General features: G+C 28.6%; 24 protein-coding genes. 13 read left to right on the plus strand and 11 right to left on the minus strand.

What is annotated here, in order from left to right; translation table 11 throughout:
- Window positions 1–12: 12 nt before the first annotated feature.
- Window positions 13–462 carry a D-aminoacyl-tRNA deacylase gene (gene dtd / locus PXD04_RS17130; protein ID WP_323736032.1) on the plus strand — a complete coding sequence of 150 codons (450 nt, stop codon included), beginning with the start codon at window positions 13–15 and terminating at the stop codon, window positions 460–462.
- Between the two features lie 137 nt (window positions 463–599).
- Window positions 600–935, plus strand: a complete 336-nt coding sequence (locus PXD04_RS17135; protein ID WP_323736033.1) for a hypothetical protein — start codon at window positions 600–602, stop codon at window positions 933–935.
- A 29-nt stretch (window positions 936–964) separates the two neighbouring features.
- Here PXD04_RS17135 and PXD04_RS17140 read toward each other — a convergent pair whose 3' ends face one another.
- Window positions 965–1351 carry a hypothetical protein gene (locus PXD04_RS17140; protein ID WP_323736034.1) on the minus strand — a complete coding sequence of 129 codons (387 nt, stop codon included), beginning with the start codon at window positions 1349–1351 and terminating at the stop codon, window positions 965–967.
- 122 nt (window positions 1352–1473) lie between these two features.
- Between PXD04_RS17140 and PXD04_RS17145 the strand changes: the two genes are divergently transcribed.
- The gene (locus tag PXD04_RS17145) at window positions 1474–3927 is read left to right on the plus strand and encodes a DUF5814 domain-containing protein (protein WP_323736035.1); all 2454 of its coding nucleotides are present in this window, start codon (window positions 1474–1476) and stop codon (window positions 3925–3927) included.
- Here PXD04_RS17145 and PXD04_RS17150 read toward each other — a convergent pair.
- Window positions 3867–4622: a hypothetical protein gene (locus PXD04_RS17150; RefSeq protein WP_323736036.1), complete on the minus strand. Its 756-nt coding sequence runs from the start codon at window positions 4620–4622 to the stop codon at window positions 3867–3869. The genes PXD04_RS17145 and PXD04_RS17150 overlap by 61 nt on opposite strands.
- Complete coding sequence (locus PXD04_RS17155) at window positions 4613–4843, minus strand: hypothetical protein (RefSeq protein WP_323736037.1); 231 nt, start codon at window positions 4841–4843, stop codon at window positions 4613–4615. The genes PXD04_RS17150 and PXD04_RS17155 overlap by 10 nt, the downstream gene beginning before the upstream one ends.
- 103 nt (window positions 4844–4946) lie before the next feature.
- On the opposite strand from PXD04_RS17155, the gene PXD04_RS17160 reads away from it, so the two are divergent.
- Window positions 4947–5348, plus strand: a complete 402-nt coding sequence (locus tag PXD04_RS17160) for a thioesterase family protein (protein ID WP_323736038.1) — start codon at window positions 4947–4949, stop codon at window positions 5346–5348.
- 7 nt (window positions 5349–5355) lie between these two features.
- Complete coding sequence (locus PXD04_RS17165; RefSeq protein ID WP_323736039.1) at window positions 5356–5565, plus strand: hypothetical protein; 210 nt, start codon at window positions 5356–5358, stop codon at window positions 5563–5565.
- Between the two features lie 49 nt (window positions 5566–5614).
- Here PXD04_RS17165 and PXD04_RS17170 read toward each other — a convergent pair whose 3' ends face one another.
- Window positions 5615–7084, minus strand: a complete 1470-nt coding sequence (locus PXD04_RS17170; RefSeq protein WP_323736040.1) for a sodium-dependent transporter — start codon at window positions 7082–7084, stop codon at window positions 5615–5617.
- Window positions 7085–7182: 98 nt separating this feature from the next.
- Window positions 7183–8328 (minus strand): aldo/keto reductase, encoded by a 1146-nt coding sequence (locus tag PXD04_RS17175; protein ID WP_323736041.1) that lies wholly within the window; start codon window positions 8326–8328, stop codon window positions 7183–7185.
- Between the two features lie 385 nt (window positions 8329–8713).
- Here PXD04_RS17175 and cfbA point away from each other — a divergent pair, with 385 nt between their 5' ends.
- Window positions 8714–9577, plus strand: coding sequence for a sirohydrochlorin nickelochelatase (cfbA, locus tag PXD04_RS17180; RefSeq protein ID WP_323736042.1), 864 nt, complete (start codon window positions 8714–8716; stop codon window positions 9575–9577).
- Window positions 9578–10104: 527 nt separating this feature from the next.
- Here the strand turns inward: cfbA and PXD04_RS17185 are convergent.
- Window positions 10105–10878, minus strand: a complete 774-nt coding sequence (locus PXD04_RS17185) for a PhzF family phenazine biosynthesis protein (RefSeq protein WP_323736043.1) — start codon at window positions 10876–10878, stop codon at window positions 10105–10107.
- Between the two features lie 217 nt (window positions 10879–11095).
- On the opposite strand from PXD04_RS17185, the gene PXD04_RS17190 reads away from it, so the two are divergent.
- Window positions 11096–11230 carry a hypothetical protein gene (locus tag PXD04_RS17190; protein WP_323736044.1) on the plus strand — a complete coding sequence of 45 codons (135 nt, stop codon included), beginning with the start codon at window positions 11096–11098 and terminating at the stop codon, window positions 11228–11230.
- A gap of 12 nt (window positions 11231–11242) precedes the next feature.
- Window positions 11243–11485, plus strand: coding sequence for a hypothetical protein (locus PXD04_RS17195; protein WP_323736045.1), 243 nt, complete (start codon window positions 11243–11245; stop codon window positions 11483–11485).
- Window positions 11486–11818: 333 nt separating this feature from the next.
- Here PXD04_RS17195 and PXD04_RS23410 read toward each other — a convergent pair whose 3' ends face one another.
- A complete protein-coding gene (locus PXD04_RS23410; RefSeq protein WP_409988283.1) occupies window positions 11819–12091 on the minus strand; it encodes a hypothetical protein in 273 nt (90 codons plus the stop codon).
- On the minus strand, window positions 12067–12270 hold the full coding sequence (locus tag PXD04_RS17200) for a hypothetical protein (protein ID WP_323736046.1): 204 nt from the start codon (window positions 12268–12270) through the stop codon (window positions 12067–12069). Before PXD04_RS17200 ends, PXD04_RS23410 begins: the two co-directional genes overlap by 25 nt.
- A 420-nt stretch (window positions 12271–12690) precedes the next feature.
- Here PXD04_RS17200 and PXD04_RS17205 point away from each other — a divergent pair, with 420 nt between their 5' ends.
- Window positions 12691–13914, plus strand: coding sequence for a nucleotide sugar dehydrogenase (locus PXD04_RS17205; RefSeq protein ID WP_323736047.1), 1224 nt, complete (start codon window positions 12691–12693; stop codon window positions 13912–13914).
- 495 nt (window positions 13915–14409) lie between these two features.
- Here the strand turns inward: PXD04_RS17205 and PXD04_RS17210 are convergent, their stop codons facing one another.
- Window positions 14410–15642 (minus strand): ATP-binding protein, encoded by a 1233-nt coding sequence (locus PXD04_RS17210; RefSeq protein ID WP_323736048.1) that lies wholly within the window; start codon window positions 15640–15642, stop codon window positions 14410–14412.
- A gap of 969 nt (window positions 15643–16611) precedes the next feature.
- Here PXD04_RS17210 and PXD04_RS23415 point away from each other — a divergent pair.
- Window positions 16612–16743, plus strand: coding sequence for a DNA adenine methylase (locus PXD04_RS23415; protein ID WP_409988278.1), 132 nt, complete (start codon window positions 16612–16614; stop codon window positions 16741–16743).
- A gap of 1788 nt (window positions 16744–18531) precedes the next feature.
- Here PXD04_RS23415 and PXD04_RS17215 read toward each other — a convergent pair.
- Together PXD04_RS17215 and PXD04_RS23420 are read right to left on the minus strand one after the other, a co-directional pair.
- Window positions 18532–21648 (minus strand): C1 family peptidase, encoded by a 3117-nt coding sequence (locus PXD04_RS17215; RefSeq protein WP_323736049.1) that lies wholly within the window; start codon window positions 21646–21648, stop codon window positions 18532–18534.
- A 458-nt stretch (window positions 21649–22106) separates the two neighbouring features.
- On the minus strand, window positions 22107–22352 hold the full coding sequence (locus PXD04_RS23420) for a TMEM175 family protein (RefSeq protein ID WP_409988284.1): 246 nt from the start codon (window positions 22350–22352) through the stop codon (window positions 22107–22109).
- A 280-nt stretch (window positions 22353–22632) separates the two neighbouring features.
- On the opposite strand from PXD04_RS23420, the gene PXD04_RS17220 reads away from it, so the two are divergent.
- From PXD04_RS17220 to PXD04_RS17230, 3 genes are all read left to right on the plus strand, one after another.
- Window positions 22633–22839: a hypothetical protein gene (locus tag PXD04_RS17220; protein ID WP_323736050.1), complete on the plus strand. Its 207-nt coding sequence runs from the start codon at window positions 22633–22635 to the stop codon at window positions 22837–22839.
- A gap of 197 nt (window positions 22840–23036) precedes the next feature.
- The gene (locus PXD04_RS17225; protein ID WP_323736051.1) at window positions 23037–24326 is read left to right on the plus strand and encodes a hypothetical protein; all 1290 of its coding nucleotides are present in this window, start codon (window positions 23037–23039) and stop codon (window positions 24324–24326) included.
- A gap of 155 nt (window positions 24327–24481) precedes the next feature.
- Window positions 24482–25735: a hypothetical protein gene (locus PXD04_RS17230; protein ID WP_323736052.1), complete on the plus strand. Its 1254-nt coding sequence runs from the start codon at window positions 24482–24484 to the stop codon at window positions 25733–25735.
- Window positions 25736–25766 lie beyond the last annotated feature (31 nt).

Below are 25766 nucleotides of genomic sequence, written 5' to 3' on the forward strand. Positions count from 1 at the left end.
AGAGGAAAATCTATGAAACTAGTAGTACAAAGAGTAAAAAACGCAAATGTAGAAGTAGAAAACAAAATAGTAGGATCAATACAGGAAGGCTTAATGGTACTCGTAGGCTTCGGAGAAAATGACACAACAAAAGAAGCAGACCACCTAGCCAAAAAACTAATAAAACTACGAATATTCGAAGACGACAAAGACAGGATGAACCTATCAGTAAAAGACATACAAGGAAAACTATTACTCATACCACAATTCACACTATACGCATCAACAAAGAAAAACAGACCATCATTCCACAAAGCATTAAAACCTACAGAAGCAACAAAATTATTCGACTACTTCTGCAAAAAATGTTCCGAAGAAATACCAGTACAAACAGGAGTATTCGGAGCACACATGAATGTAAACCTGTTAAACAATGGTCCAGTAACAATAATACTCGAAAAAACATATTACCAAGAGGATTAAAAGAGTTATTTAAAAATTAAACTTATAAATTTATACAAAAAAAAGTAAAGCGTCCCATAACAAAAAATATTACTAATAATATACAAAGTATATATTAATAAATCAATTATTTAGACATATTAAATTTAGGTGAATTTATGACTGAAAGACCATCCACACAATTTTTAAATGCAATTAATATGAAATTTCCTGGAATACAACGAAAAGAAGAAGAATCTCCATTATCCCTATTAATATTTGATGAAATATGCAAATCAGATAAAAATGCATTTTTAGATATGTACAACAGATACGTTACTGGAATAGAAGATGAAAATGCCCATGTTTCAGCTATTAAGGAAACCACAAGCAAAGGAATCACATACGATTACGTGTTCATAACAGAATTATATGTGGAAATAAATGGAAAACACACAACATTATACTACTACTTAACTAGAAAATCAACAAGAAATATGAAAAAATGGAAATAAAACATATTTCCAAATTTATCCCCCATTATCTATAATTTTAATCTTTTTCTATAAATAAAGGACTGCTGAACAATACTAACAGCATACTGTATATCAAATTTAGTTTTAATATTATACGTCACAATATCCGTATTATCCTCTGCAGCATAAGGTTGTACTTGACACTTACGTGACATGTCCAATATACGATCATATGGTAAATTACATACTATTTCCACATAATCTTCTTTTGGAGTGATTGTAACAAACACCATATCTCTAGTGGAATATTTTATTGTATCTTTCTCAATTATTTCATCCATATGGCCCGTTAAATCATTTATTCTATGTTTTAAATCATCTATGATTTCATCATTTGATGTTTTTAGCACATTATCATCTAATGGTAATGGTTTTTGTTTATTTTTTCTTCTCATACTATATTTATCCTAAAACTGATTATAGTTAAATATTTCTACTTCCAAATATTTAATCGTTAAAAAAAAATTAATACTATTTAAAAACTATAATAATAACAGAATAATACTACAGTGATTACATGATAATTCTAAAACCTAGACGTAAAAAGATAGACATTTACATATCCAAAAGTAACGAAATAATCTATGAAGGAAGTTTTACCCTAATAAAATCATACAAACTCCTAATAGATAATATATCAATACAAAAATATTATAAAAAAGTAAGTATTAATGACAAAGAGTTGCTTGAAATATTAAAGAAAGATAAAGTAATACTCACAGATGAAAACGATACACTAAATAGCTTCCTTAATGAAGAAAACATATCTTATACAATTCAGCATATTTGTGATAGCTGTTTACAAAAAAAATTTACTACAGTACTATCAACAAGTGAAGAATACACTCTTTACAGAAAGACTTATTGTAAATACTGTGCCTCTACATATTTGGAGGATGTTATAGAAAATAATACATATACAGACATTACAACAAGCCGTGTTGACCTATTATTAAACAAGTATCATGATTTGACTAAAATCTTAGATATTATTGAAAATAATTATGATCTTTTAAACAATCCTGATTTAACATTAGTAGATACATTACCGGCAACAGAAGAAAAATATGAGAAGATACATGTTAACTCACTGGATATTCCATACAAGTTTAAACAGATACTGAATAAAAAGTATGATTATCTGTTACCCGTACAGGTAAATGCAGTTAAAAATGGATTATTGGATGATGAAAATCTTCTTGTAGTATCATCCACTGCTTCTGGTAAGACACTAATTGGTGAATTAGCAGGGATTACTAAGTGTTTAGAAGATAAGAAGATGATTTATTTAACGCCACTTGTTGCTCTTGCTAACCAAAAATATCGTGATTTTAAAAGGGATTATGAACAATTAGGGTTTAAAGTTGTGATAAAAGTTGGTCGTAATAGGGTTAAAACTGATGAAGAATTAAATATTGTTGAGGAATCAGTTAGTGATGCTGATATTATTGTTGCTACTTATGAAGGTTTAGATTATATTCTTAGAAGTGGGAAGTATAATGTTTTAAATGAGTTAGGTGTTGTTGTAATTGATGAGATTCATATGTTAGATGATAAGGAGAGAGGTCATAGACTTAATGGATTAGTTCATCGATTGTTATCATTATTTAAGGATGCTCAGTTAATTGCTTTATCTGCTACTATTCAGAATGCTCATGAAGTTGCTGAAACATTTAATATGAGTTTAGTTTCCTATGATAAGAGGCCGGTTAAAATTGAAAGACATATTGTGCCATTATATCTTAAAGAAAAAATGAATTTTATTAAGAATCTCTGTCTTAAAGAGTTTAATAATGTGTCTTCTAAGAATTATCATGGACAAACCATTATTTTCACTGATTCCAGGCGTAATACTGAGATTATCAGCAAGTTTCTTGATAAGAATGGTGTAAATGCTGCTTCTTATCATGCTGGTTTAACATATAATCGTAAGCTAGAGATTGAGGAATCTTTTATTAAACAGGAATTAACTGCTATTGTAACTACTAGTGCTTTAAGTAATGGTATTGATTTTCCTGCTTCACAGGTTATTTTTGATTCTCTTCGTATGGGTTTTGAATGGTTAACTCCTAATGAGTTTCATCAGATGCTGGGTCGGGCTGGAAGACCATCTTATCATGATACGGGAAAGGTTTACCTGTTACCTGTAATGGACAGGTACTCTGCTAATGAATATGTTATTGCTCAAAAATTAATTAATAGCAGTATTCAGAATGTAAATGTTTTATATGATGCAAATGATGTATATGAGCAAGTTTTAGCCGACATTTGTGCCCTTGGTTGTGCCGATTTGAATAGTCTCAGAAAAGTATATGACGAATTAGAGTTACCTGTAACATTTAAAGAAGCAGTTAATGAATTAAAAGATAATAAATTAATCAAGGTTGAATCAGATAATACGGCTATTCCCACAGAGTATGGTTTTGCAGTTTCAAAGTCATTTATCAGCATTAATATTGCAGAATTTGTTAAAAACCATTTATTATCTGATATATTGGAGGTTTCCCTAAATATCGAACAGATTAAAAATGTTTATTTATCGGATTCATTGTTGAAAAGCTTTAATAAAGCAGGATTATATCCTAATATCAGACTTTTTTCCGATGAAAACAGGTATGAGATTATTAGAGGTAAAATATTGGATGTTCTTGATAAGAAGACTAGAAATTTTATAATTAATATGCACAATGATTTTTTTATCTGTGATTGTTGGGATAGTCCAAGGTGTAACTGTTTAGAAAAGAATATCTCTGAGCATATAATTAATCGTAGGTTACAGGGTTGGAGTCCATCCGAAATAAGTAAGGAGTTTAAAAAACAGTACTCCCTAGTAATTTATCCTGGAGATGTATATTCATTTCTTGATCAGACAATTAGATTTTTAGATGTTATCAAGCGTATTGCCCGAGTTTATAAGATAAATAGTACTATTGATGATTGTGTTCGCACTATTAAAAAATTAGAAGGATAAACTTCTAATTTATGTTTCTTTTTTTTTTGAATGATATAGTTTACATATTCATATAATACATAGATTACTAGTATTGTAGCTATTATTGTTTCAATTTTACTTATGCTTGTTAGAATCATATTATTCTGTATTAATATCATTTTTGTTGTTGCTATTGCACTTATTACAAAGGGAAATGTAAAAGCACTGTAACTTGGATAAAATGGTAATCGGATGTGCTTGATTAGTTGGTATAATGAGAATATGTAGAGTATTAATCCTATAATGTATAATGTTGTTATGAATTGTGTGTTTAAAGTATTGAATGAATAATAGTATCCTACGGTTAATATGTTGAATATGGCTGCGTAAATACATATTAACGGTTTATTTGCATCAGTTTTAACTGGGTATTTTATGTACCGGTAACTTACGAGTATGAAGCTTGGTATCATTACTATTAAACCGAAGACAAAGAATATCCATGAAATATCATGTAACTCTAGTATACCTCCACTAATGGATGCCATTGTTAATCCAATATATACAACCCATAAGCTTCCATAATACTTTTCTATATTGAAATCAAGTATGATATGATGAATTGTGTAATAGATTATTAGCAGCAAATGTAATAATACTCCTATTAACCATATAATTAGGGATAAATAGTGGTTGGTATTCACAATATAAGTGCTTAGTACCATCACTGCCATTGAGAATGTACCGGAGTGCTTAAAACTACTGGGTTAGATAGTTCTTTAAATAATTCTTTTCTATAATATACTAGTTTTAATAGTAGGATTAATATGATAGTCAGGCCTAATATGAATGTTATACTTTTAATAAGGTTATCCTCGAATAAATTTCCTATTGATAATACTGCTAGTAATGTGCCGCTAATGGCTATTGGCATGTTTTTTATGATGTTGTTCATTCTATTACCATATTATTTTTCTTCTTATAATTATAATTATGAAATGTTTCATTTAAATATTTAAAACAACTTATATTATCTATAAATAAGATAAATAAATAATATGTTTAAAAGTATTATAGATGTAAGCTCAAGAGACACTGATGCATTAGGTCATGTGAATAATACTTCAATACCCTTATGGTTTGAAACATCACGAAATCCTCTTTATAAAATATTTAATCCTACAATGGAATTAAATCCTAAAACATGGAATCTTATAATGGTACATACTGAATTTGATTACTTGGACCAAATATTTTTTGGCAAAACTATAGAAATCAGAACATATGTGGAAAAGATAGGTAATACTTCAGTTACTGTTTACCAGGAAGCATGGCAGGATGATAATTTAACAGCCAAGGGAAAGGCAATTCTTGTACAGTTTGATTTTAATAAGCAGGAAAAAGTATTGATTCCAGAGAATATACGTAAAGAATTAGAAAAACATTTATTTGTGGAGTGAAAGAAGAATGTTATATAAATATCATGTTGCAATCATCAAAGATCAGGTTGTAGTAACGGATAAATATTATCAGGAAGATGAAAAGCCTGATGATGAAGAATATAAAAAATTAATTCAACAATATGAAGCTGATGAGCTTGTATTAAATACAGTTAGTGATACAGAACTTGAATTGTTTGAAAAAGAAGTTATTGATGTTGAAGCATTAAAAAATTAGAATACTCTATTTTTTCCCTAAAAAAAATAATAATAGTGGTGTGATGAAATTAATAATCACCACTTTTAGGTGTTGCTCTTGTAAGAATATATGGTAATATAAGCATTATCATTAACAATATGAATTCTACTATCATAGTAGCACTATCTACAAATATTACATTAGTAAATACTGCTTGTATCCATAATATGAATGATATTACAGGTATTATATAAGTTACTAATAATATCCATTTTTTTCCTAGTTTTAAGAATGTTGCATTTTTATTAATTCCAGGTAACAGTTTGTCTAAACCATAAATTACTGCTATTAATATTGTTTGTAATGTTACATTCAATAATAAACCGAACTGATTTACGAATGTGTCAAATACGCCTAGTAATGTACTTCCATATGTTGTTGCAAATAATAATGATATTACAAATGCAACAATACTGATTATTGAAACTGCTCTTGACCTTGATATATTGAATTTATCCTGAACTGATAATGCCAGTGGTTCTATGATTGATATGTTTGATGTTATTCCTGCAAACAATAAACATAAGAAGAATAATGGACCTATAACATATCCTAATGTTCCCATTACATTAAATATTTCAGGGAATGCTACAAATGCTAATCCAGTTCCCTGTGATACTAGTTCACCTATTGGAATATTATTTGTTGTACTCATAAATCCTAGGATACTGAATACTCCTGCTGCAGTAAATACTTCAAAACTACTGTTTGCTATTGCTACTGTCAGTGCACTTCTTGGTATGTTAGTTTCATCTGGCAGGTAACTAGCGTATGCTAGTGTGATTGTCATTCCTATACTTAATGAAAACAATATTTGCCCAAATGCTGCTACCCATATGTTTGGGTTGAGCACTGAATTCCAGTCTGGTGTGAATAATGTGGTTAATCCTAGTGATGCACCTGGTAGTGTTACTGCAAATGCTACTATGATTATCATACATATGAATAATAATGGTGTTAATATACGATTTGCTTTTCCGACACCATCATTTAAATTTCTATGTGAAATAAACCATACTATTGCCCATACGATTATTAATGCTATTAATACGTATATTGCTATGCTGAATAATCCTGAGGGATCTGCTGAGTTTTGTAATATTGTGTTTGTAAAGAATTCTTCAGGTTTTGGTCCCCATCCCTTGAAGAAGCTTAAAGGTACATATATCAGGTCCCACGCTACTACTACAACGTAATATGTTAGTATTAGAAATGGTGATGCTTGTATAAACCAGCCAATGTATTCATATTTGCTATTTATTTTATGTGCTATTTTACTTATTCCTGATTTGAATTTGTAACCTGCCCCGTATTCTACGAATAATAGGGGTATTCCGAGGAATATTATTGATAGGATGTAGGGTATTAGAAACGCTCCACCACCATTAGTATATGCTACATATGGGAATCGCCATATGTTTCCTAATCCAACGGCGGATCCTATCATTGCTAGTAAAAAGCTCAGGTTACTGTTCCATTTTACTTTTTCATCCGTCATTTTTTCACTATATATTTTTTTGATATATCATATTATGTATATTATAACTAATATAAATTATGAATAAATAGCTAATTTTTTTAAAAAAGGAATTATATTTATTTTCCAAATAGTTTACTGGCTTTTTTCATAACTTCTATTATTTCTACACCAAATGGACATCTTTCTTCACATTTTTTACAGCCAAAACATAATGAAGCATGAGCATCCAAATTATTATAATGTTCACGTATACTTTCTGGTACTTCTTCATGAACTACTGCAAGGTCATATAGCTTGTTTACCATGGCTATGTTTATTTCAAATGGGCATGGTGCACAGTGCCCACAGTATGTGCATTTACCTAGATATGAGTGTTGGGGTGCGGTTGTAAGTATTTTAGAATAATCTTTTTCCTCTTCGGATGCTTTTTCATAGTATAATGCGTCATCTAATTCTTTTATACTGTTTATTCCTACGAGTATTGATTTTGATGATGGTCTTGTTAGTGCGTAGTGTATGCATTGTAGTGGTGTCATTGCTATTCCGAATGGTGAGTCTTCTTTGTTAAATAGTCTTCCTCCTGCGTATCCTTTCATTACTGTTATTGCTGTGTTTGTGTCTTGGCAGGTTTGGTATAGTTGTGATCTTATTGGTTGTATTCCTCCGAGGTCTTGTGAGTATTTTTCTTTTTCAAAGTAGTCGTCCAGTACTACTGGTGGCATCATATCGAATGCTGGGTTTAGGCTGAGCATTAGTAATTCTATTTCGGGGTTGTTTGCTGCGAGTAATCCTACTTCTGGGTTGTGTGTACTTAATCCTATGTGGTGTATCTTGTTTTCTTCTTTTAGTTTGTGTACGTAGTCTATGAATTCTCCGTTGATGATTTTTTTGTATTCTTCTACTTCATCTACGTAGTGTATCATTCCGAATTCTATGTGGTCTGTTTGTAGTCTTGTGAGGAGGTCTTCGAATGCTGGTATTACTTTATCCATTTGTCTTGTTCTTACGTATTGGTTGTTTTGCCAGGTTGATCCTATGTGTCCTTGTATTATCCATTTGTCTCTGTTTTCGTGTATTGCTTTTCCTAGGTTACTTCTTACTTCTGGGTCGGACATCCAGCAGTCTAGGAAGTTGATTCCGTTTTTTTCGCAGTGTGTTATTATTTTTTTTATTTCTTCATAGGGTTTTCCTGCCATCCATTCGGCTCCGAATCCTATTTCGCTTATTTTGTATTTGGTTTTTCCTATTTTATTGTATTTCATTATTTTACTCCTTGTGTTTATTTTTGTATTTTTTGGTATATGTGGCTAATTATTAATTTTTTAGGTGTGGCTAAATTTATATATTTATTTGAATATATTATTAGTATTAATAAAATTTATTAAGAGGGTTTGTAGTATGGATGAAAATCTTATGAATGCTATAATAGGAATTTTAAGTATTGTTGTTCCGATTATAATTTTAATTGTTATTGTTGTCGTATTCTTTTAATATTTTTTTCTTTTTGTAATACTTTAGTTAAGTATATTTATCACTTTTAATATAATACTAGTAATACATAAAAGTAAAAAAGTAATATTAAATTATTGATACTATTAAAAAAAAAAGTTAAACAAATACATAAAACTTGAACAAAGGAGAGAAAAAATGAATAAAAAAACAGGAGTACTAATAATAGGACATGGAAGTAAAATGCCATATAATAAAGAAGTAGTTACAACAATAGCACAAAAACTAGACAAAAAAATAGAAAATACAGTAGAAAGTGGATTCATGGAACTCGTAGAACCAAACATTCCACAACAAGTAAATAAACTAAAACAACAAAACATGGAAAGAATAATAGTAGTACCAGCATTTCTATCACATGGAATACATACCAAAGTAGACATTCCAACAATACTAAGACTACCCCACAGTCATGAAGGACTAGAACATTCACACCACCACCATCACCACCACCATGATGATGAACGAGAAGCTAAATCCGAACTAATAGATTTTGATGGAGAAATCATATACCTAGATCCATTTGAATCAGACGATAAAATTGTAGATATTGTAGAAAAAAGATTAAAAGATGTATTAAAAGATGATAAAATAAATAATGATAACACTGGAATTTTATTAATTGGACATGGCAGTAGTTTACCTTATGGTAAAATAGTGTTAAATGATATTGCTGAAAAAACAAGGAAAAGATTAGATGATTATATTATAGAATTAAGTTTTATGAGAATTGAGACACCTTCAATACCAGAATCTTTTGAAAAATTACAATCACAGAATTTTGATAATATCATCGTATTGCCAGTATTCCTGGCTGATGGTCTGCATACAAAAAGTGATATTCCATTAACTCTGGGTTTAGAAGCTGCAGAATTAGATTTTGATTATCCTAAGAAAGATAAACAAATTGATTATGATGGTAATATTATTTATTTGGATCCTCTTAAGGCTGAAGATGAGATTATTGAATTGATTGAAAATAGGATTGTAGGTTATATTTAATACAGGGTATTTGATGATTTATTCAAATATTCTTAAATTTATGTAAATAAAGTATAATTAATTTTTTATTCAAGTAACCTAGATTTATATAATATTGTAACATAATATAATATTACCTGAAAAGGTACATTCATATCATAAAAACTTATTACAAATATATTTCATAGAGAATTAAATACTTCTTTATGAAAAAATATTTTAAAAACTATTTTTATCAAAAAAAATTAATTAATAATTACTGAATATACGAGAAAAATAATAATAATTCTAGAAAAAAAAGAAAAAAATATGTTTATTAATAAAAAAATGACAGAGCCATAAAAACGATAATAAACATTCCCTTTATTAATATGTGATTTTAAATGATAATATATGTTTAATAATAAATGAATCGGTCTTATAGAAAAACCTAAGCCCACTAGGGCATAATATATTATATACATAATATACTATTTAAATATTAATACATAATAAATAGAACTTAATAAAAAAAACTTTAAAAAATGTTAATAAAAATGAAAAAACATTTAATTCAGGTATAATGTTGATTCACAAAACAACACGGCACTACCAGAAATTATAACATTATCCTCCAAAACCTTACAAGACAAAACACCACCCCTTCTAGAATTCTGATAAGCAAGAATATCCCTCTTACCCAATACACTTGACCAGTAAGGTGCAATCAAACAATGAGTAGAACCAGTAACAGGATCTTCATCAATACCCATACTAGGAACAAAAACCCTGGAAATACAATCATACTCATCAGATTCACAACTAACAGCCACACAAACAGCATCCAACTTTTTTATTAAATCAAAATTAGGTTTTAATAATTCATAATCATTCCTGTCATATATTAATAATAAATCCCTACTTTTAAATGCTTTAATGGGAGTTGCTGAAAAAGAATCAATCATATCCTGAGTTACTGGAACTTCCACATAATCATATTTGGGAAAAGTCATAATATAGTTGTCATTTTCTCGTTCAACAGTAATTTCTTTGACTTTAGTTAAAAAGGTTATTGATTTACTATTATTGGAATAGTAATTAAATATTACAAAAGCTGAAGCTAATGTTGCATGTCCACAAAAATCTATTTCACCTGTGGGAGTAAACCATCTTAATTCATAACATTCATCCTTTTTGACAATGAATGCTGTTTCTGATAAGTTATTTTCTATTGCTATATTTAACATTATATCATCGGATATCCAATCTTTTAATATGCATACTGCTGCTGGATTGCCTCTGAAGATTTTATCTGTGAATGCATCTACTATATATTGTTTCATTATTTTTCCCCATCCTTTTGTAAAACTTTAATAATGATTTGTCTATTTTTTATTTTGTTTATTATAATAACTTAGATTCATTTAGTATTAATTTTATTTGATTAATTATTTATTTTTTTTAAGTTTTTTTTCATTAATTGTTCTATATGTTTATATATTAGTAGGTTTATATTATTATATACCCATAGGGGTATAGGTATATATAGGTGAGAAAAAAATGAGATACATGAACAAAGAAATAACATACAAAAACAATCAAAACCAAACACAATACACATACATAACACCAAACAACATATTCACAACCAAAAAAAATATAACAAAAAGAATAAACCATAAAATAAATATATAGAGGGAAAAAAAAATGAAAATAACAAAAACATACATCTGCAAAAACTTCAAATACCCATACATACAAATAAACAACTACAAAAATACTGAACAATACACAATAAACTTCCTAAACAAAAACCAAACACCAATAAAAAACAAGAAATACAAAAACAAAATACCACAGGCAGTAATAAAACTATTTAACCTAAAACCAAACCAAACAAACAAAGGATTACTAACAGAAATAACATGCATAAAATCAATAACACAATAAAAAATTAGAAAAAATAAACAAAAAAAAATCAGAATTTATTTCTAACCTTATTATAGAACAAAGTTAAAAAGTGTTTAAAAATAACTTTTTTCGTAAAAACATCATTATGACAAGACTCAACACATTTAGAACAATGAACACAATGATCTATATCCATTTCAATATAATTACCAGATACTTTAATCAGATTCAAATCACAAACTTCAGCACAAACTCCACACCCATTCCTTCAACTTTATATAACATAATATCACCAAAATTATATTAATAAATAAATAATTAATAATATTAAATTTAACTGAATTATTCCAGAAAAAACCTACAAAATATTAACTAAAACCTTAAATTTGCATATTTATTTATTGTAACTGAACTTCCAGCACGTTCAGTGGAATTATTATTAAATAAACTTGTAATATTTGTATTAGTAACAGATCCTCTGAAATATAATGCTCCACCATTTACGGCAGTGTTGTTAATAAAAGTGGATTCTATTAAGTTATTTGAATAATCATCTCCTATGAATACAGCTCCACCACATTCATCTGCATGATTGTTTTGGAAAGTACAATTAATTAAATTTATTTTATTGGATTGTGCATAAATAGCATACCATTACCTTCTGTTTTAGCATTCATGAAGTTAATATTTTTAAATTTTATATTGTTTCCGGTAATATTAAAAATTCTTGCTTCATTATTTGCATTTATTATATAATCATTACCGTTAGTCGTAATGTTATGATTATTAATTATTATACCTTCTTTATACTGATTATCCATCATTGAATTATACTATTACTCCTCTGATAAATTTATATGCTTATTTTCTGTATCTGTAATGTTTATATTTTAAATCTGAAAATAAATTAGCATAATTGTCTTCTTGAGTGTCAACTAGTGTTACATCAGAAGTGACTGATTAATATGTTCCAGTAGTGTTCATTTCATTAGCTGAAACCATTGAAATATACTAAAAAATAATAAAATACATAATTATCACTGATATAAACAGTTTTTCCTAAAAAGAAAAAAAGGCATTTAAAAATTCTTAGTAAAGTTTTTTAAAAAAGAAAAATAAACTTTTAAACTAGTTTATGAAAAAAAAATGATATTCATATATAAACATCCTCATATAAATTATGAAATCATAAAAATGAATATATTCGTCCCAATGACAGAATAAATAACAACGGAGAGAAAATAATGAAAATAACAGTTGCAGGAGTAGGCTACGTGGGACTTTCACTAGCCGTCCTATTAGCCCAAAAACATGAAGTAACAGCAATTACAACAACAGAATCAAAGGCAGAAAAATTAAACAAATTCATTAGTCCAATTCAAGATGATGAAATAGAAAGATTTTTCAAAGAAACACGTGAAGGAAAACGAAAACTCAACCTCTACACAACCACTGATAAAGAAACAGCATACAAAAATGCTGAACTAGTAATAATTGCCACGCCAACAAATTATGATGATGTTGATAATTTCTTTGATACATCAGCCGTGGAAGATGCAATTGAATGGACACTAAAAGTAAACCCTAATGTACTTATGGTAATAAAATCCACAATACCTGTTGGTTACACAAATATGGTGCGAGAAAAATATGGAATAAAAAACATCATATTCAGTCCAGAATTCCTACGTGAATCTAAAGCATTATATGATAATCTTCATCCAAGCAGAATAGTAGTTGGATGTGATGATGAACAAAAAGAGGAAGGACAAATGTTTGCAAACCTATTATTAGAAGGTGCAAGAGAAGAAGAAAAAAGGTCAGGCTGTGAAGAACAAGATATTCCAGTGTTATTAGCACATTTAACTGAAGCAGAAGCTATTAAACTATTTGCTAACACATTTCTAGCAGTAAGGGTAAGTTATTTTAATGAACTTGACACATACGCTCAGACCAAAGGCTTAGACACACAAATGATAATTGACGGAGTATGTATGGACCCTCGTATAGGTGGACATTATAATAATCCATCATTTGGATATGGAGGATACTGTTTACCTAAAGATACAAAACAATTACTAGCTAATTATAAGGATGTTCCACAGACCATGATAGAAGCTGTTGTAAATTCAAATACGGTGCGTAAGGATTTTATAGCTGATCAGATTATTTCAGAAAATCCTCAAACTGTCGGAGTTTATAGACTTACTATGAAGAGTAACAGTGATAATTTCCGTGCATCAGCTATACAGGGTGTTATGAAACGTATAAAAGCAAAGGGAATACCTGTAATTGTTTATGAGCCAACTTTAGAAGATGGAAGTGAATTCTTCAGATCTGAAGTAGTAAATGATATTGAGCGTTTTAAGAAAGAAAGTGATATTATTCTTGCAAATCGTTTTGACCAGGAAATTCTGGAAGATGTAGCAGAAAAAGTATATACAAGGGATCTCTTTAGGAGGGATTAATACTTGTTGAAGTACCTGATATATGATAATAATTCTTGTAATTATATTCACCTCCATTTTTTTCCTTATTTTTCTTTTATACAATATTAAGTTTAAAGTTATATTCTAGGATTATATGAACAATAAAGTCTTAAAAGTTTATTTAAATATTTTCCAGTAGATACTGTAAGATGGTTAATATAATTTAATGATACATTTTGTACAATTTTTATAGATATGCTTCTAGTATTATTAAAATTTTTGATATCGGAATTATAAGTTATAAGAGAGCATTTTTTTAAAGATTATTTCTTTGGGTATTATTATGCTTATTGCTTTCCAGTATTTTGCTGATGTGATTGCTTCTATTCCTCTTATTTGATTTTTTATTTTGTTTGTTTCTGTTTTGTTTGTAATTTTTAGGTTTTATAGTAGTTTTATGTTGTTAGTATGTAGATAAAAACATAGATACTTTTTAATATAATAATATTCTTTTTTTCACTCCAAAAAAGTTTCCTAGAAGTCCTTAAATTCTTTTAAGAATTGTATTATATTGTAATGTTTTATTCCTTTTGTACTGTAATTTTCTCTGTCTTTACTAATTAAGTATTTTGGATAGTTATCCCTTATTTCAAGTAATGGTTTTAATTCTCTGTTTAATGTTTTTTTGTTTGACAAGTTATATGTTACTTGTATGTATATTTTTTCATCATCTTTTCTTGCTATAAAATCTATCTCATATTTTTTTAACTTTCCTATCGTTACCTTATAACCATTACGGAGCAATTCTAAGTATACAATGTTTTCTAGTAAATGTCCAAAATTTTTTTGTTTTTCTTCCAGATTTGATTTGTAGAATCCTTGATCTATAAGATAACATTTTTCTGAATTAATTATCTCATTTAATCCAATTGCATCTTCACGTGTTACATTTGAAATAAAATATGCATTTTCTAAGTATTCTAAGTAATTATATACTGTGTTTGGTGTTATTTTAATTTGTTTTCTTTTCAAATAAGAATAGATATTGTTTGCTGATATTAAATTTCCTACATTTTCAATAAGATATTTTATTATCCTCTGTAGTATTCCCGTATTACGTATTTTATAACGTTCTACTATATCATATAATAAAATAGATGAATATACATCTTGTAATATTGTTTTTTTGTCTTTAATATCGTTTGAGATTACTAACGGTAAACCACCATATTGAAAGTATTCTTCAAATAAGTTTTCAATAGGTGAATTAAGATTGTTATCTATGATACAATCAGTATTTAATTCCTCTTTATATTCTAAAAACTCATTGAAACTAAAAGGATAAATTTTAATTTCTAGATAACGTCCGGTTAGGAATGTTGCTAATTCTTTAGATAGTAACTTAGAGTTTGATCCTGTAATGTAAATATCGACATCATATGCCTTATAATAACCGTTGATGCTTTTTTCCCATTCATTGATGTTTTGAATTTCATCAATAAATAAATACTTCTTATCTTGTGTATTTTCCAGTAAGGGAATAATAATTTCATCCAATTCTATCCTATTTGTCAAATAATTATAATTTGGAAGTTCTAAATCGATAAATATTATATTTTCATCATTAATACCCTCTTTAATTAATGTTTTCCTGATTGTATTTAAAATATATGATTTTCCAGATCTTCTTACTCCTGTTATAATTTTAATAAGACCATTATTCCTAACTCGATTAATCTTATCCATATATAAATTTCTATAAACCATTGCAAATCACTATCACATAATATATTATATATAATAATATAATAAAAGATAAATATATAATTTATTATATAAGATAAAGAAAAAGTTTATCAATTAAAAATTTATTATATACAATAAATTTTAATATGAAAAGAGTTTTTCATAACCAAAATCATACACATAAACTATTTAATCAAAAAAAATACTGTTTTAAATCTACATCCATTCATTATTTATCAGTTTTTACAATCCCTAAATAAAAATAATTAGAAAAAATAAACCCATAATGAAATAAAAATATTTTTTAACAGAAAAAACATTATAAATAAATTTTGATATTGAAAAACTTGTTTTTAATATATTATATTGATTAATGTTATGTTGAAAAAAGATTAAGTTATTTATTACTTTGGTAGTTACAAATTTGATAACTTTGCCTTCAAAAAATATTTAAAAATGAGAAATAATGTTTATATATTATTAAAACCATATTATTCGTATAAATATTGTATTTATACATAACATTTTATGGTTAAGTGGGTATTCTAGTAATCATAAATTAACTACTCTATTATCATCTAAAGTATTGGTAGTATATGATGATAATTTCAATGATTATTTTGAGTAATTCCATGTAGGGTAACAAGCCCATACTTTTAACCATTTTGTTTTAATTTGTTTTTTGGGAATTATAATAGTTTCTCTTTGTTTGTTATTGTATCACACTCCTTGTAATAGAATATCTTTTTTTCGATTAACTTCTCATACCAAGAATACCCATTTCTTATTTTCAAAAAGTATTTATTTTAGATGAAAGTGTGATTGTTAAAGTAAAACAAAAATATACTTTTCATAGTGTAGAATAAGTTAATTCTACAGTATAACATATTTTTTAATAGTATATGAATGTTTTTAATCGTTCTGATTCATTTTAAAAACATATTATTTATATTTGTGAATATAACTAATCATTAATCGTTAAATGCAGAAATGAGTTATATAAAATCTCCTTTTAATTATACTGGTGGTAAGTACAAACAGTTAAATCAACTCTTATCTTATTTTCCTAAAGATATTACACACTTCTTTGATTTGTTTGGGGGTGGTTTAATGATGGTTTGAAAGTTGCTCCAAAAGAGGTTACTTATAATGATACTGTGACTTCTTTGGTGGAGTTATGGGAATATTTTTACACTCATGACATGAGGATATGTTGGATTATATCAATGCGACTATTGTTAAATTTAATCTCTCGGATGATAATCCTGGGACATTTAAGTTTTTCAGAAACTTTTATAACACATCCTCATATAGAAACCCTCTTGACCTTTAGGTTATAATCTGCTATTCGTACAGTCTATTTTTATTCGTTATCTTTGGTCTTTAACGAACATAAAATTGATTATTGCTGATAAAATCATAACTCCGATTAGACCTAAAATTATTATTTTGATGTCTTTAACTTGTGGAACTCTAAAAATCATTGACAGATTACCTTTCAAAGCATAAATTATAGGAATTAATGTTGCAAAACAGACTATTAAAGCTTTTTGGATATGAAATCCTTCTAGAGGAACAACAAATGGTGTTATGAATGTGATTAAAAATCCTATAACTAATACTATAATCTTGGAGTTGTAAGCTCTGGAATCCCGTTTAAAAAAGGAATATCATAATCCTTATTTTCATATTTGAAATATTCACTCATTTTTCTATCTCCATTAAAAGTTAAAATAGTTTATATTTTTAATATTAATAAATTTGTTATAAATAGTTAACGAATGTTGTCAAATTTCATTCGTTATCTTAACTGTTTAACGAACGGGGAAGAGTAATCTTAAAATAAATGGAAAAACACTAAAAGATGAAAACAATAACACACTCTATGCTGAAGTGAATAATGGAATAGCAGCTATAAACTACAAAGTACAAAATGTATGGATGAAAAATACTACATACATCGAAGCAGTATAAAGTGGAACAACAAAATTCCATGATTCAAGTTTCAATGCAACAAATATCTTAAACATCACTAAAGGTATAGTCACATTAACTCTAGACAAAACCAATATAACAGCAAAAGCAGGACAAACAATAACACTAAGAGCAAAAGTAGTAGATTCTAATGGTGACAGAATAAACACTGACAAAGTAATATTCAAACTAAACGGAAAAACACTAAAAGATAGTGAAGGTAACACATTATATGCACAAGTAATCGATGGAGATGCAGTAGTAGAATATACTATACCAACAACATACAATGCAAAAACATATACAATAACAGCAGTATACGGATCAAATTACTACGAAATAACAGAAACCAATGGAACATTAACTCTAGAGAAAAAAGGAATAATCATAAATACAGATAGCATAAAAACTGCTGATGGTAAAACCACGATAAAAGCAACAATCACTGATGAAACAGGAGAACTATTAGTATCAAGCACAAAATTAGCATTTAAAGCAAATGGTAAAACTATATTAAATAATGTAACAAGCAATAAGGGCAAAATTGACATATCATTTGATAATACACTAAAATCAGGACTCTATGAATTACTAATAATCAGTGGAGAAAATGGAATATACAAATCCGGAAAAATGACAACAGTATTAAAAGTATAATCAGATATTATTGAATAATATACAGATGATGAGATAAGTGAATCTCTTCATATCTATTTTTACTATATTAAATATTCACTGTAATCTAATATTAGATAATGACTACATTAATTGAACATATTGTCATTGCTTTATTATTGAACTTCTCCATCCTGTTTTTCTGAAAAAGATGTTGCCAATATTTTGTAAAAACTCGTTTTCTGTTATAATTATGTCAAGAAATTATTCAAAGAGAAGTGTATTATTAAAACGAAAAAAAGGAGTAGGCGTAAAAAAATATTATCTTTTACGTCTTATAATATAGATTGAAGTTAAACATATCAATACTAATAATGCAATTAATATGAGGTTTCCATTTTGATTTGAATTAATAAACTGACTTGTATTGTTTTGAACTTCATTTGAAGGTAGTGTCTGGTTTTGTTCAGGTTCAGTTGTATTGGTGCTGTTATTAGTTGTGTTTTCATTTTGTGTGTAATATACATTTCCATCATACCATATAATAGGAATAGTGTTAATTTTGTTTATTTTATATTGTGTTTTATCTTTGACTGAGTCTGTAGGGATTGTATTTACTTTATTAATCTCGACATTTACAGTGGTGCTTGATGGATTATAAATGTCATTACTAAGATATGTGATAACACCAGTATAATTACCATTATTTAAGTTTATGTTTTTAAATGTGACTGTGCTGTTAACTATTGAACCAGTATAATTAGTTCCATTGACTGTTAAGATAGCAGTACCGTTTGTTACTGGATTTCCATTTTCATCAATTATATTTACTTTGACATTAGTCATTTCATCAGATAAGATAGAAACATCTGCAGAGGTAATATTAGTATTAAATTTAGGTAGTGCATATGCTTTTAGGATAGCTATAAAATATACTTTAGAAAGATCTTCCCATTCTTTTTTGTCATCACTTACAAAAGATTTACCTTTTTGTGGATGAATTCTAAGATTATGAACAACACATGCTGTGTTTTCAAAGGTAATTTTAAATACATCTCCTTTTTTAATTTGAACAACTTTATCCAATTTAATTGTTTCATATCCACTTATTTTGCTTATTCCTCTTTGAGTATATACATCAACATCGTTTACTGTTATTGTAAATTCATATTCTCTGCCACTTTCATTGAATACTGTTCCAACAGCACCAATAAGTTCATCATCATCAGCCGTGAAGATACTGGCATAATATTTACTTTCTGGAATCCATTTGGAATCTCCACCAACATCATGCTGGTAAATCCTGGTATATTGATCATTGTTAATTATATAACAGACGCTCTCCTTGTCTGCAAATGATGTGTCATAATATGATAGGTAGAAGTATCCTTCATCACCCCAATCAGTTCCCCAACTGTTTTTAACTATCCATGCACCGTCACCTTCGGGAGTTTTTAGGAAATTATACTTGGAATAATTGTCATCCCATCCCACGATACAAATCCTATGAGTTGACTCCTGTTTGTCATAACAATATTGTGCACTATTTGATTTGTTGAAATACTTGTTTTCATCAAAGTTTGCACAATGACTGGCTGCTACAGCACCATAATTGATTAAAGCATTTTTGATTAAATCTCTATCTGTAGCATTTTTTATTGGAGGAATAATAACCACATTTTGAATATGAATGTCTTCAGGAGTTATGAACAATGAGGATATCTTACCTAGTTCATCATAACCATCATATTCATCAGGGAAAACTCCAAGCCAATCAATTAAATAGGCAACAGCGGAAAATGCATTTCCTCCTTCTTTAATAGTGTCTACACCATATTTTGAATATTGAAGCATTGAATTTTGCATATTATTTACGGATAGGGAATACGTATTATTTGTATATCTAAGCAATGATGATTCCAGTGCTGCCATGTTTCCAAATGCCCAGCAGGATCCCATGAAACCCTGATTTTTAACAGGAGTGACCCATCCATATTTTCTCAAATCAAATTCCTCAGGCATCTTATCAAATAAGAGAGTGTTGTTGATTATTGTAAATGATTTTATCTTATTTTCAAAATTATAGAAATCATTTGTATTATTGAATGATTTAACATCTGATGTGTAATTGTTATCAGATTCATCATCCACTTTTCCATATACTGTGCATATACTTATCCCATCAGAGGGATTGTTGAAGTAATTTCCAATTAAGCTTAAAGTAGTATCATATCCATAAACTGCTGATCCTTCAGAACCAGTATTGTTTACAAAATCATTTCCTTTAAGGAGTACCTCACCCTCATCAAAATAACATGCACCACCATAGGATATGTCATCCATTAGGCTGTTGGATTTAAATTTGGAATTAAAAATCTCAACATCAGTATAACTTGTATAAATTGCACCACCCTCATAATTTGCAGTGTTGGATGTGAAATTTGTATTGTTAATAACTAGATTTCCATCTAATTGAAGGATAACTCCTCCAAAATCAGAAAAACAGTTATTGAATGATGTATTATTAATGTTTACATCACTTCTGAAAACAGAATCTCCACCAAAACTATCTGTAAAAATGGCACCACCATTGTTTTGACTAGATACATTGTCAAATTCACAGTTAGTAATTATTAAATTTGAAATAATTTTTGCTCCAATTGCACCAGCAGTTTTATAAGCATATAAGTTTTTGAATTTGGAATTATTAATTTTTAAAGTTCCATCATTCCTGAAAAAGATTGCTGCAGCATATTTTGAAGTAGTATTTAAGAATTTGGAATTGTCAACAGTTAACCTTGAGTTTTCCAAATAAATTTGGCCTTTAATAATTTTATCGCTACTGCTGATAAATGTTGAATTGACAACATAAACCGTGGAACTAATAGAAGTGATTGAAGCACCATTTTCTCCGCCATTATCAATGAATTTACAGTTATTAATGTTTAATGTAATATTATTAGAATAAATGGCTCCACCATCATATGTTTTGTTATCTCCAATACAATTTATGAATGTAACATTGTTTAATGTTAATGTGGAATTAACACTAATTGCTGAACCATACCCATAAAAAGCATTTTTAATAATTAAATTATTTATTTCAACATTTTTTCCAGTTATATCAAATGCTTTGGCTTGATTGTTACAGTCTATTACATGATTATTTCCATTAATTATAAAATTATTCTTAGTTATATTGATTCCACTAGAATAATCTTTATCAACTTCATTATTGAATTTATAATCATTTTCCAATGTATAACTTGATTTTTCAGCCGTAATTTCCTCTTGAAGATTATTGTATGTTTTATCACCAACGTCTTCTAAATTATCAAAATCTACAGTGCCATTTAAATCCGCAGCTGATACTGCAGTGAATGAAATAAAAGAAACTACAACTATCAAAAAATACAATATTAATTTTTCATTTTTCATAGTTATCCTCTAAATGTATAATGTAATGTATTTATCTTCAATAAAATATTTAAATTTTAGGAATTCTTTAAAAAACTTGTGTAGCTTTTTTTATGTGCCGATAGTAGAGAATTGATCTTGTTTAAATTTTAATAATGTATTATACTGAACAAATGATAAATAAATGGTACTTTTTTTATCCTAATAAATTCCCTTGTAACTCATTATCCATGATGCTATTAAACATCCAAAACAGGAGTATAATATTGCTGGAGGATAATATAAATATCCTATAATTATTCCTATTATAATTAGTAATATTATGATAATTATTTTCCTTGTTATAATTTTAACTCTATTTTCTAGTTCTTTATTATTTTTTTCCAAATTTTAGTATGTAACAAGATTTGAGGAATAATATATCAATTATAATAAATATTAATCCATATAATAACTGGGGAAAGAATATATTGAAATCTTTAATGATTATATTTGTCAGGAAAAGGTATGAATGATAGTACAAATAGTATTGCACCGGTTAACCATATCACCTGATGATTAATGTTTTCAATGTATTCATAGAATTTTTGATGATTATTCCAGAAATTATAACATAACAGGAAACTTACAAAGTATGAGAAAAAATACATTTTTAAGTTTAATATAGAATTTAAAGTAACATTATCAGGTAATGGTATTTCTAGAACTATTATAGTTATAATTATAGTATTACTGCATCAACTAATGCTTCAAATCGTTCTGTTTTCATTATATCAAATCCTTGAAATGTCTGAATGTGAAAATCCATATGCAAACTGTGATTAAACATGACACTAATATACTTATAGGATATCCTAGAAATGCGATTATAAAACCAATTAAAATTACTATTAAGGGTAAACTTTTTTGTGTTCGTTAAACAGTTAAGATAACGAATGAAATTTGACCCTCCCCCCCCCATATACATTATCATAGTAAATTATAATTATTGGAGAATGGTCTGATATGATAAAAATAGAAAAAGTATTACTCTTTGTCATAGTATTGATATTTTTGGTGGGAGTTGTCAGTGCAACAGAAACCCCTCAGGAAGACCAATCTTATACAAATGATGATACAATCGTAAGTGATATAAGCACGGTATCACAGGATAATAAAGAAACAATAAAATTTGAAGAAAAGAATTTAATGGATGATAATCCAAAAAAATAGGTGAAAGTAAAACACGATCTATAGAAAAGAAAACAAAGGACTCTAACCTCAAGAAAGAGGGGATAATAGAAGTACATAACTACACAGAACTAGTAGCTGCTATAAATACTGCAGGTAGTGCAAGTTCTGATACTACCATCCGCCTACTAAGTGGATCATACAATAATACAGGAACAATCACATGGAATCATGGTGGTATGGTACTTACAATAGATGGTAATGGACAAACAATCAACGGACACCAACAACAAGTATTCCTTATAAGTGCGGGTACTTCTATGATTCTTAAGAACATCACAATAACAAACGCAACAGGAGAACAGGGAGGAGCAATAAGTAATTTTGGTATTTTAACTGTAACAGACATCACATTCACAAACAACAATGCAAACGAGGGGGGAGGAATTCGTAATGTAGGTATTTTAAATGTAATAGAATCTACTTTCACAAATAACACAGCACAAATTGGTGGTGCAATATTTGTGGGAGGCTGGATAAATCTTACAAACAACACTTTTAACAAAAACACTGCAACAAGTAACAAGGAAACAATAGACTTAAATGGTTGGTGGAATGGAATACACGAGGACAATCTTTATGAATCCACAGACATAGCCCTCAATGAAATAAAAATAAGTATAAAAGATGACCAAGACACTTTCCAACAAGATGAAGACATAATCCTAAACTACACTATACAACTAACAAATCCTATGTACTACTGGGACTTTGAAACAGGAATCAATGATATAACCCTCTACATCAATGGAGAAAAAAACATAACAACACAATACGAAAACATAACACTAAAAGGTTTAAAAGCAGGAAAATATGAAATATACTATACCACATGTAACCAACAATCAAATACTGTTACATTCAAGGTAATAGGTGATTCACAAATAACCACACCTGAAGAATCATATGAATACTATGAGGGAATAAACAATAAAATACCACTTCATATAACAGACCCTAGTAGAGAAAAAGGAACAATAAACATAACAATAAAAGATCAAGACGAATACAAACAATTATTCACTTACTATAACATAGGTGATGGATATGAATTACCAACAGAATCACTAGCAAGTGCACTAAAAAACCTTTACAACCCACTAAATGACTCCTACCTCATAAATGTAACATATAGTAGTGACTGTACAAATCCAAGCTCAACAGAATTCACACTAAACATCACTAAGCAAAGAAACACCACAATAGTATATGACATAATAAACAACACACAAGGAAATGTACAGATAAATGTCACCGTACAGGATGCAATATACAAGACACCAATAGCTGATGCAAACATCAAAATTACCGGTGACATAAAGCAGAACACCACCAGTGGAATAATAACAGACAACACACTCACACCTGGCGAGTACCAGATAACAGTACAATACCCTGAAACAGATGACTACAAAGAATCAAATGCAACAATAAACTTCACAGTAGAAATAGATAAAGACAAAAAATAGCTGAACTCGAAGGACAAATAGAAAACCTCACAGAAAAACTAGATGAAGCACAGGATAATATAGAAAACCTTACAAATCAACTAGAACGAGCAAACAATGAAATAGAAACATTAAACAACACCAACAATAATTTAACAACACAACTAATAGAAGCAATGGAGAAAATAGAAACACTAAACAATCAAATCAGTAACCTCACACAGGAAACCACACAAAAAGATAAGAAGATAGAATATCTAACAGAACAAATAAGCAACTTAACAAAACAACTACAAGATGCAGAAAAAGAAATACAAACAATCACCCAAGAAAACAATAACCTAAACAATCAACTGGAACAAACACGAGAAGAAATAGAAAACCTACCAACACAACTAAACGACACAACACAACAGTTGGAAACTGCAAAAGACCAAATAAACAACCTAACACAACAATTAGATGAAGCACAACAAACAATAGAAACACTAAACAACACAATAAAAGAACTCACCAAACCACCATTAAACACAACAATCACCATAAACCCAATAAAATCCAGCATAGGAAGCATAACCAAAATAACAGCCAACATACAAGATGAAAATGGAGAAAAAGTAACAGGCGGAAAAGCAATCTTCAAAATAAACGGAATAACACTAAAAGACGAAAACTGTAACATAATCTATGCACAAGTAAAAGATGGAATAGCAAGTATAAACTATAAAGTACAAAACGTATGGATAAAAAACACCACCTACATCGAAGCAGTATACAGCGGAACAGAAAACTACACCTCAAGCAGAACCAAACAAAACGGAATACTAAACATCACAAAAGGAAAAGTCACAATAACAATAGATCCAACAGCCACCACAGCAAAAGCAGGACAAACCATAACACTAAGAGCAAAAGTGCTGGATGCTAACGGTGATCGTATAAACAATGACAAAGTAATATTCAAACTAAACGGCAAAACACTAAAAGACAAGAAAGGAAACACACTATACGCACAGATAATAAACGGCGAAGCAATACTAAACTACACCATACCAGCAACATACAGTGCAAAAACATACACACTTACAGCAGTAATTGGAGGAAACTACTATCAACGTACAGAAACAAACGGAACACTCACACTAGAGAAAAAAGCAGCGCTCATCACACCAAACAGTATAAGCACCAAGAACAAGAAAACCACAGTAAAAGCAACAATCACTGATGAAACAGGCCAACCACTAGCAACCACCACTAAACTGGCATTCAAAGTAAACGGTAAAACAATAAACAATGCTAATAGTAAAAACGTAAAAATAGACCTATCATTCACAACAACACTCAGACCAGGACTCTACGAATTACTGATAATAAGTGGAGAAAATGGAGTGTACAAAACAGGAAAAGTAACAACAGTACTGAAAATATAATTAAACCAGACTAAAATCCAAAAATATAAAA

Origin of the sequence: Methanosphaera sp. ISO3-F5, from assembly GCF_034480035.2 — an archaeon.
GTDB lineage: Archaea > Methanobacteriota > Methanobacteria > Methanobacteriales > Methanobacteriaceae > Methanosphaera.

Coding starts and splice junctions, on each gene's coding strand:
- PXD04_RS17220 (WP_323736050.1), top strand. CDS start 22,633: ATGATAAAAATAGAAAAAGTATTACTCTTTGTCATAGTATTGATATTT.
- PXD04_RS17225 (WP_323736051.1), top strand. CDS start 23,037: ATGGTACTTACAATAGATGGTAATGGACAAACAATCAACGGACACCAA.
- PXD04_RS17175 (WP_323736041.1), bottom strand. CDS start 8,328: ATGAAATACAATAAAATAGGAAAAACCAAATACAAAATAAGCGAAATA.
- PXD04_RS17200 (WP_323736046.1), bottom strand. CDS start 12,270: ATGATGGATAATCAGTATAAAGAAGGTATAATAATTAATAATCATAAC.
- PXD04_RS17165 (WP_323736039.1), top strand. CDS start 5,356: ATGTTATATAAATATCATGTTGCAATCATCAAAGATCAGGTTGTAGTA.
- PXD04_RS17155 (WP_323736037.1), bottom strand. CDS start 4,843: ATGAACAACATCATAAAAAACATGCCAATAGCCATTAGCGGCACATTA.
- PXD04_RS17205 (WP_323736047.1), top strand. CDS start 12,691: ATGAAAATAACAGTTGCAGGAGTAGGCTACGTGGGACTTTCACTAGCC.
- PXD04_RS17185 (WP_323736043.1), bottom strand. CDS start 10,878: ATGAAACAATATATAGTAGATGCATTCACAGATAAAATCTTCAGAGGC.
- PXD04_RS17215 (WP_323736049.1), bottom strand. CDS start 21,648: ATGAAAAATGAAAAATTAATATTGTATTTTTTGATAGTTGTAGTTTCT.
- cfbA (WP_323736042.1), top strand. CDS start 8,714: ATGAATAAAAAAACAGGAGTACTAATAATAGGACATGGAAGTAAAATG.
- PXD04_RS17135 (WP_323736033.1), top strand. CDS start 600: ATGACTGAAAGACCATCCACACAATTTTTAAATGCAATTAATATGAAA.
- PXD04_RS23415 (WP_409988278.1), top strand. CDS start 16,612: ATGAGTTATATAAAATCTCCTTTTAATTATACTGGTGGTAAGTACAAA.
- PXD04_RS17145 (WP_323736035.1), top strand. CDS start 1,474: ATGATAATTCTAAAACCTAGACGTAAAAAGATAGACATTTACATATCC.
- PXD04_RS17230 (WP_323736052.1), top strand. CDS start 24,482: ATGGAGAAAATAGAAACACTAAACAATCAAATCAGTAACCTCACACAG.
- PXD04_RS17210 (WP_323736048.1), bottom strand. CDS start 15,642: ATGGTTTATAGAAATTTATATATGGATAAGATTAATCGAGTTAGGAAT.
- PXD04_RS17160 (WP_323736038.1), top strand. CDS start 4,947: ATGTTTAAAAGTATTATAGATGTAAGCTCAAGAGACACTGATGCATTA.
- dtd (WP_323736032.1), top strand. CDS start 13: ATGAAACTAGTAGTACAAAGAGTAAAAAACGCAAATGTAGAAGTAGAA.
- PXD04_RS17170 (WP_323736040.1), bottom strand. CDS start 7,084: ATGACGGATGAAAAAGTAAAATGGAACAGTAACCTGAGCTTTTTACTA.
- PXD04_RS17150 (WP_323736036.1), bottom strand. CDS start 4,622: ATGGCAGTGATGGTACTAAGCACTTATATTGTGAATACCAACCACTAT.
- PXD04_RS17195 (WP_323736045.1), top strand. CDS start 11,243: ATGAAAATAACAAAAACATACATCTGCAAAAACTTCAAATACCCATAC.
- PXD04_RS17190 (WP_323736044.1), top strand. CDS start 11,096: ATGAGATACATGAACAAAGAAATAACATACAAAAACAATCAAAACCAA.
- PXD04_RS17140 (WP_323736034.1), bottom strand. CDS start 1,351: ATGAGAAGAAAAAATAAACAAAAACCATTACCATTAGATGATAATGTG.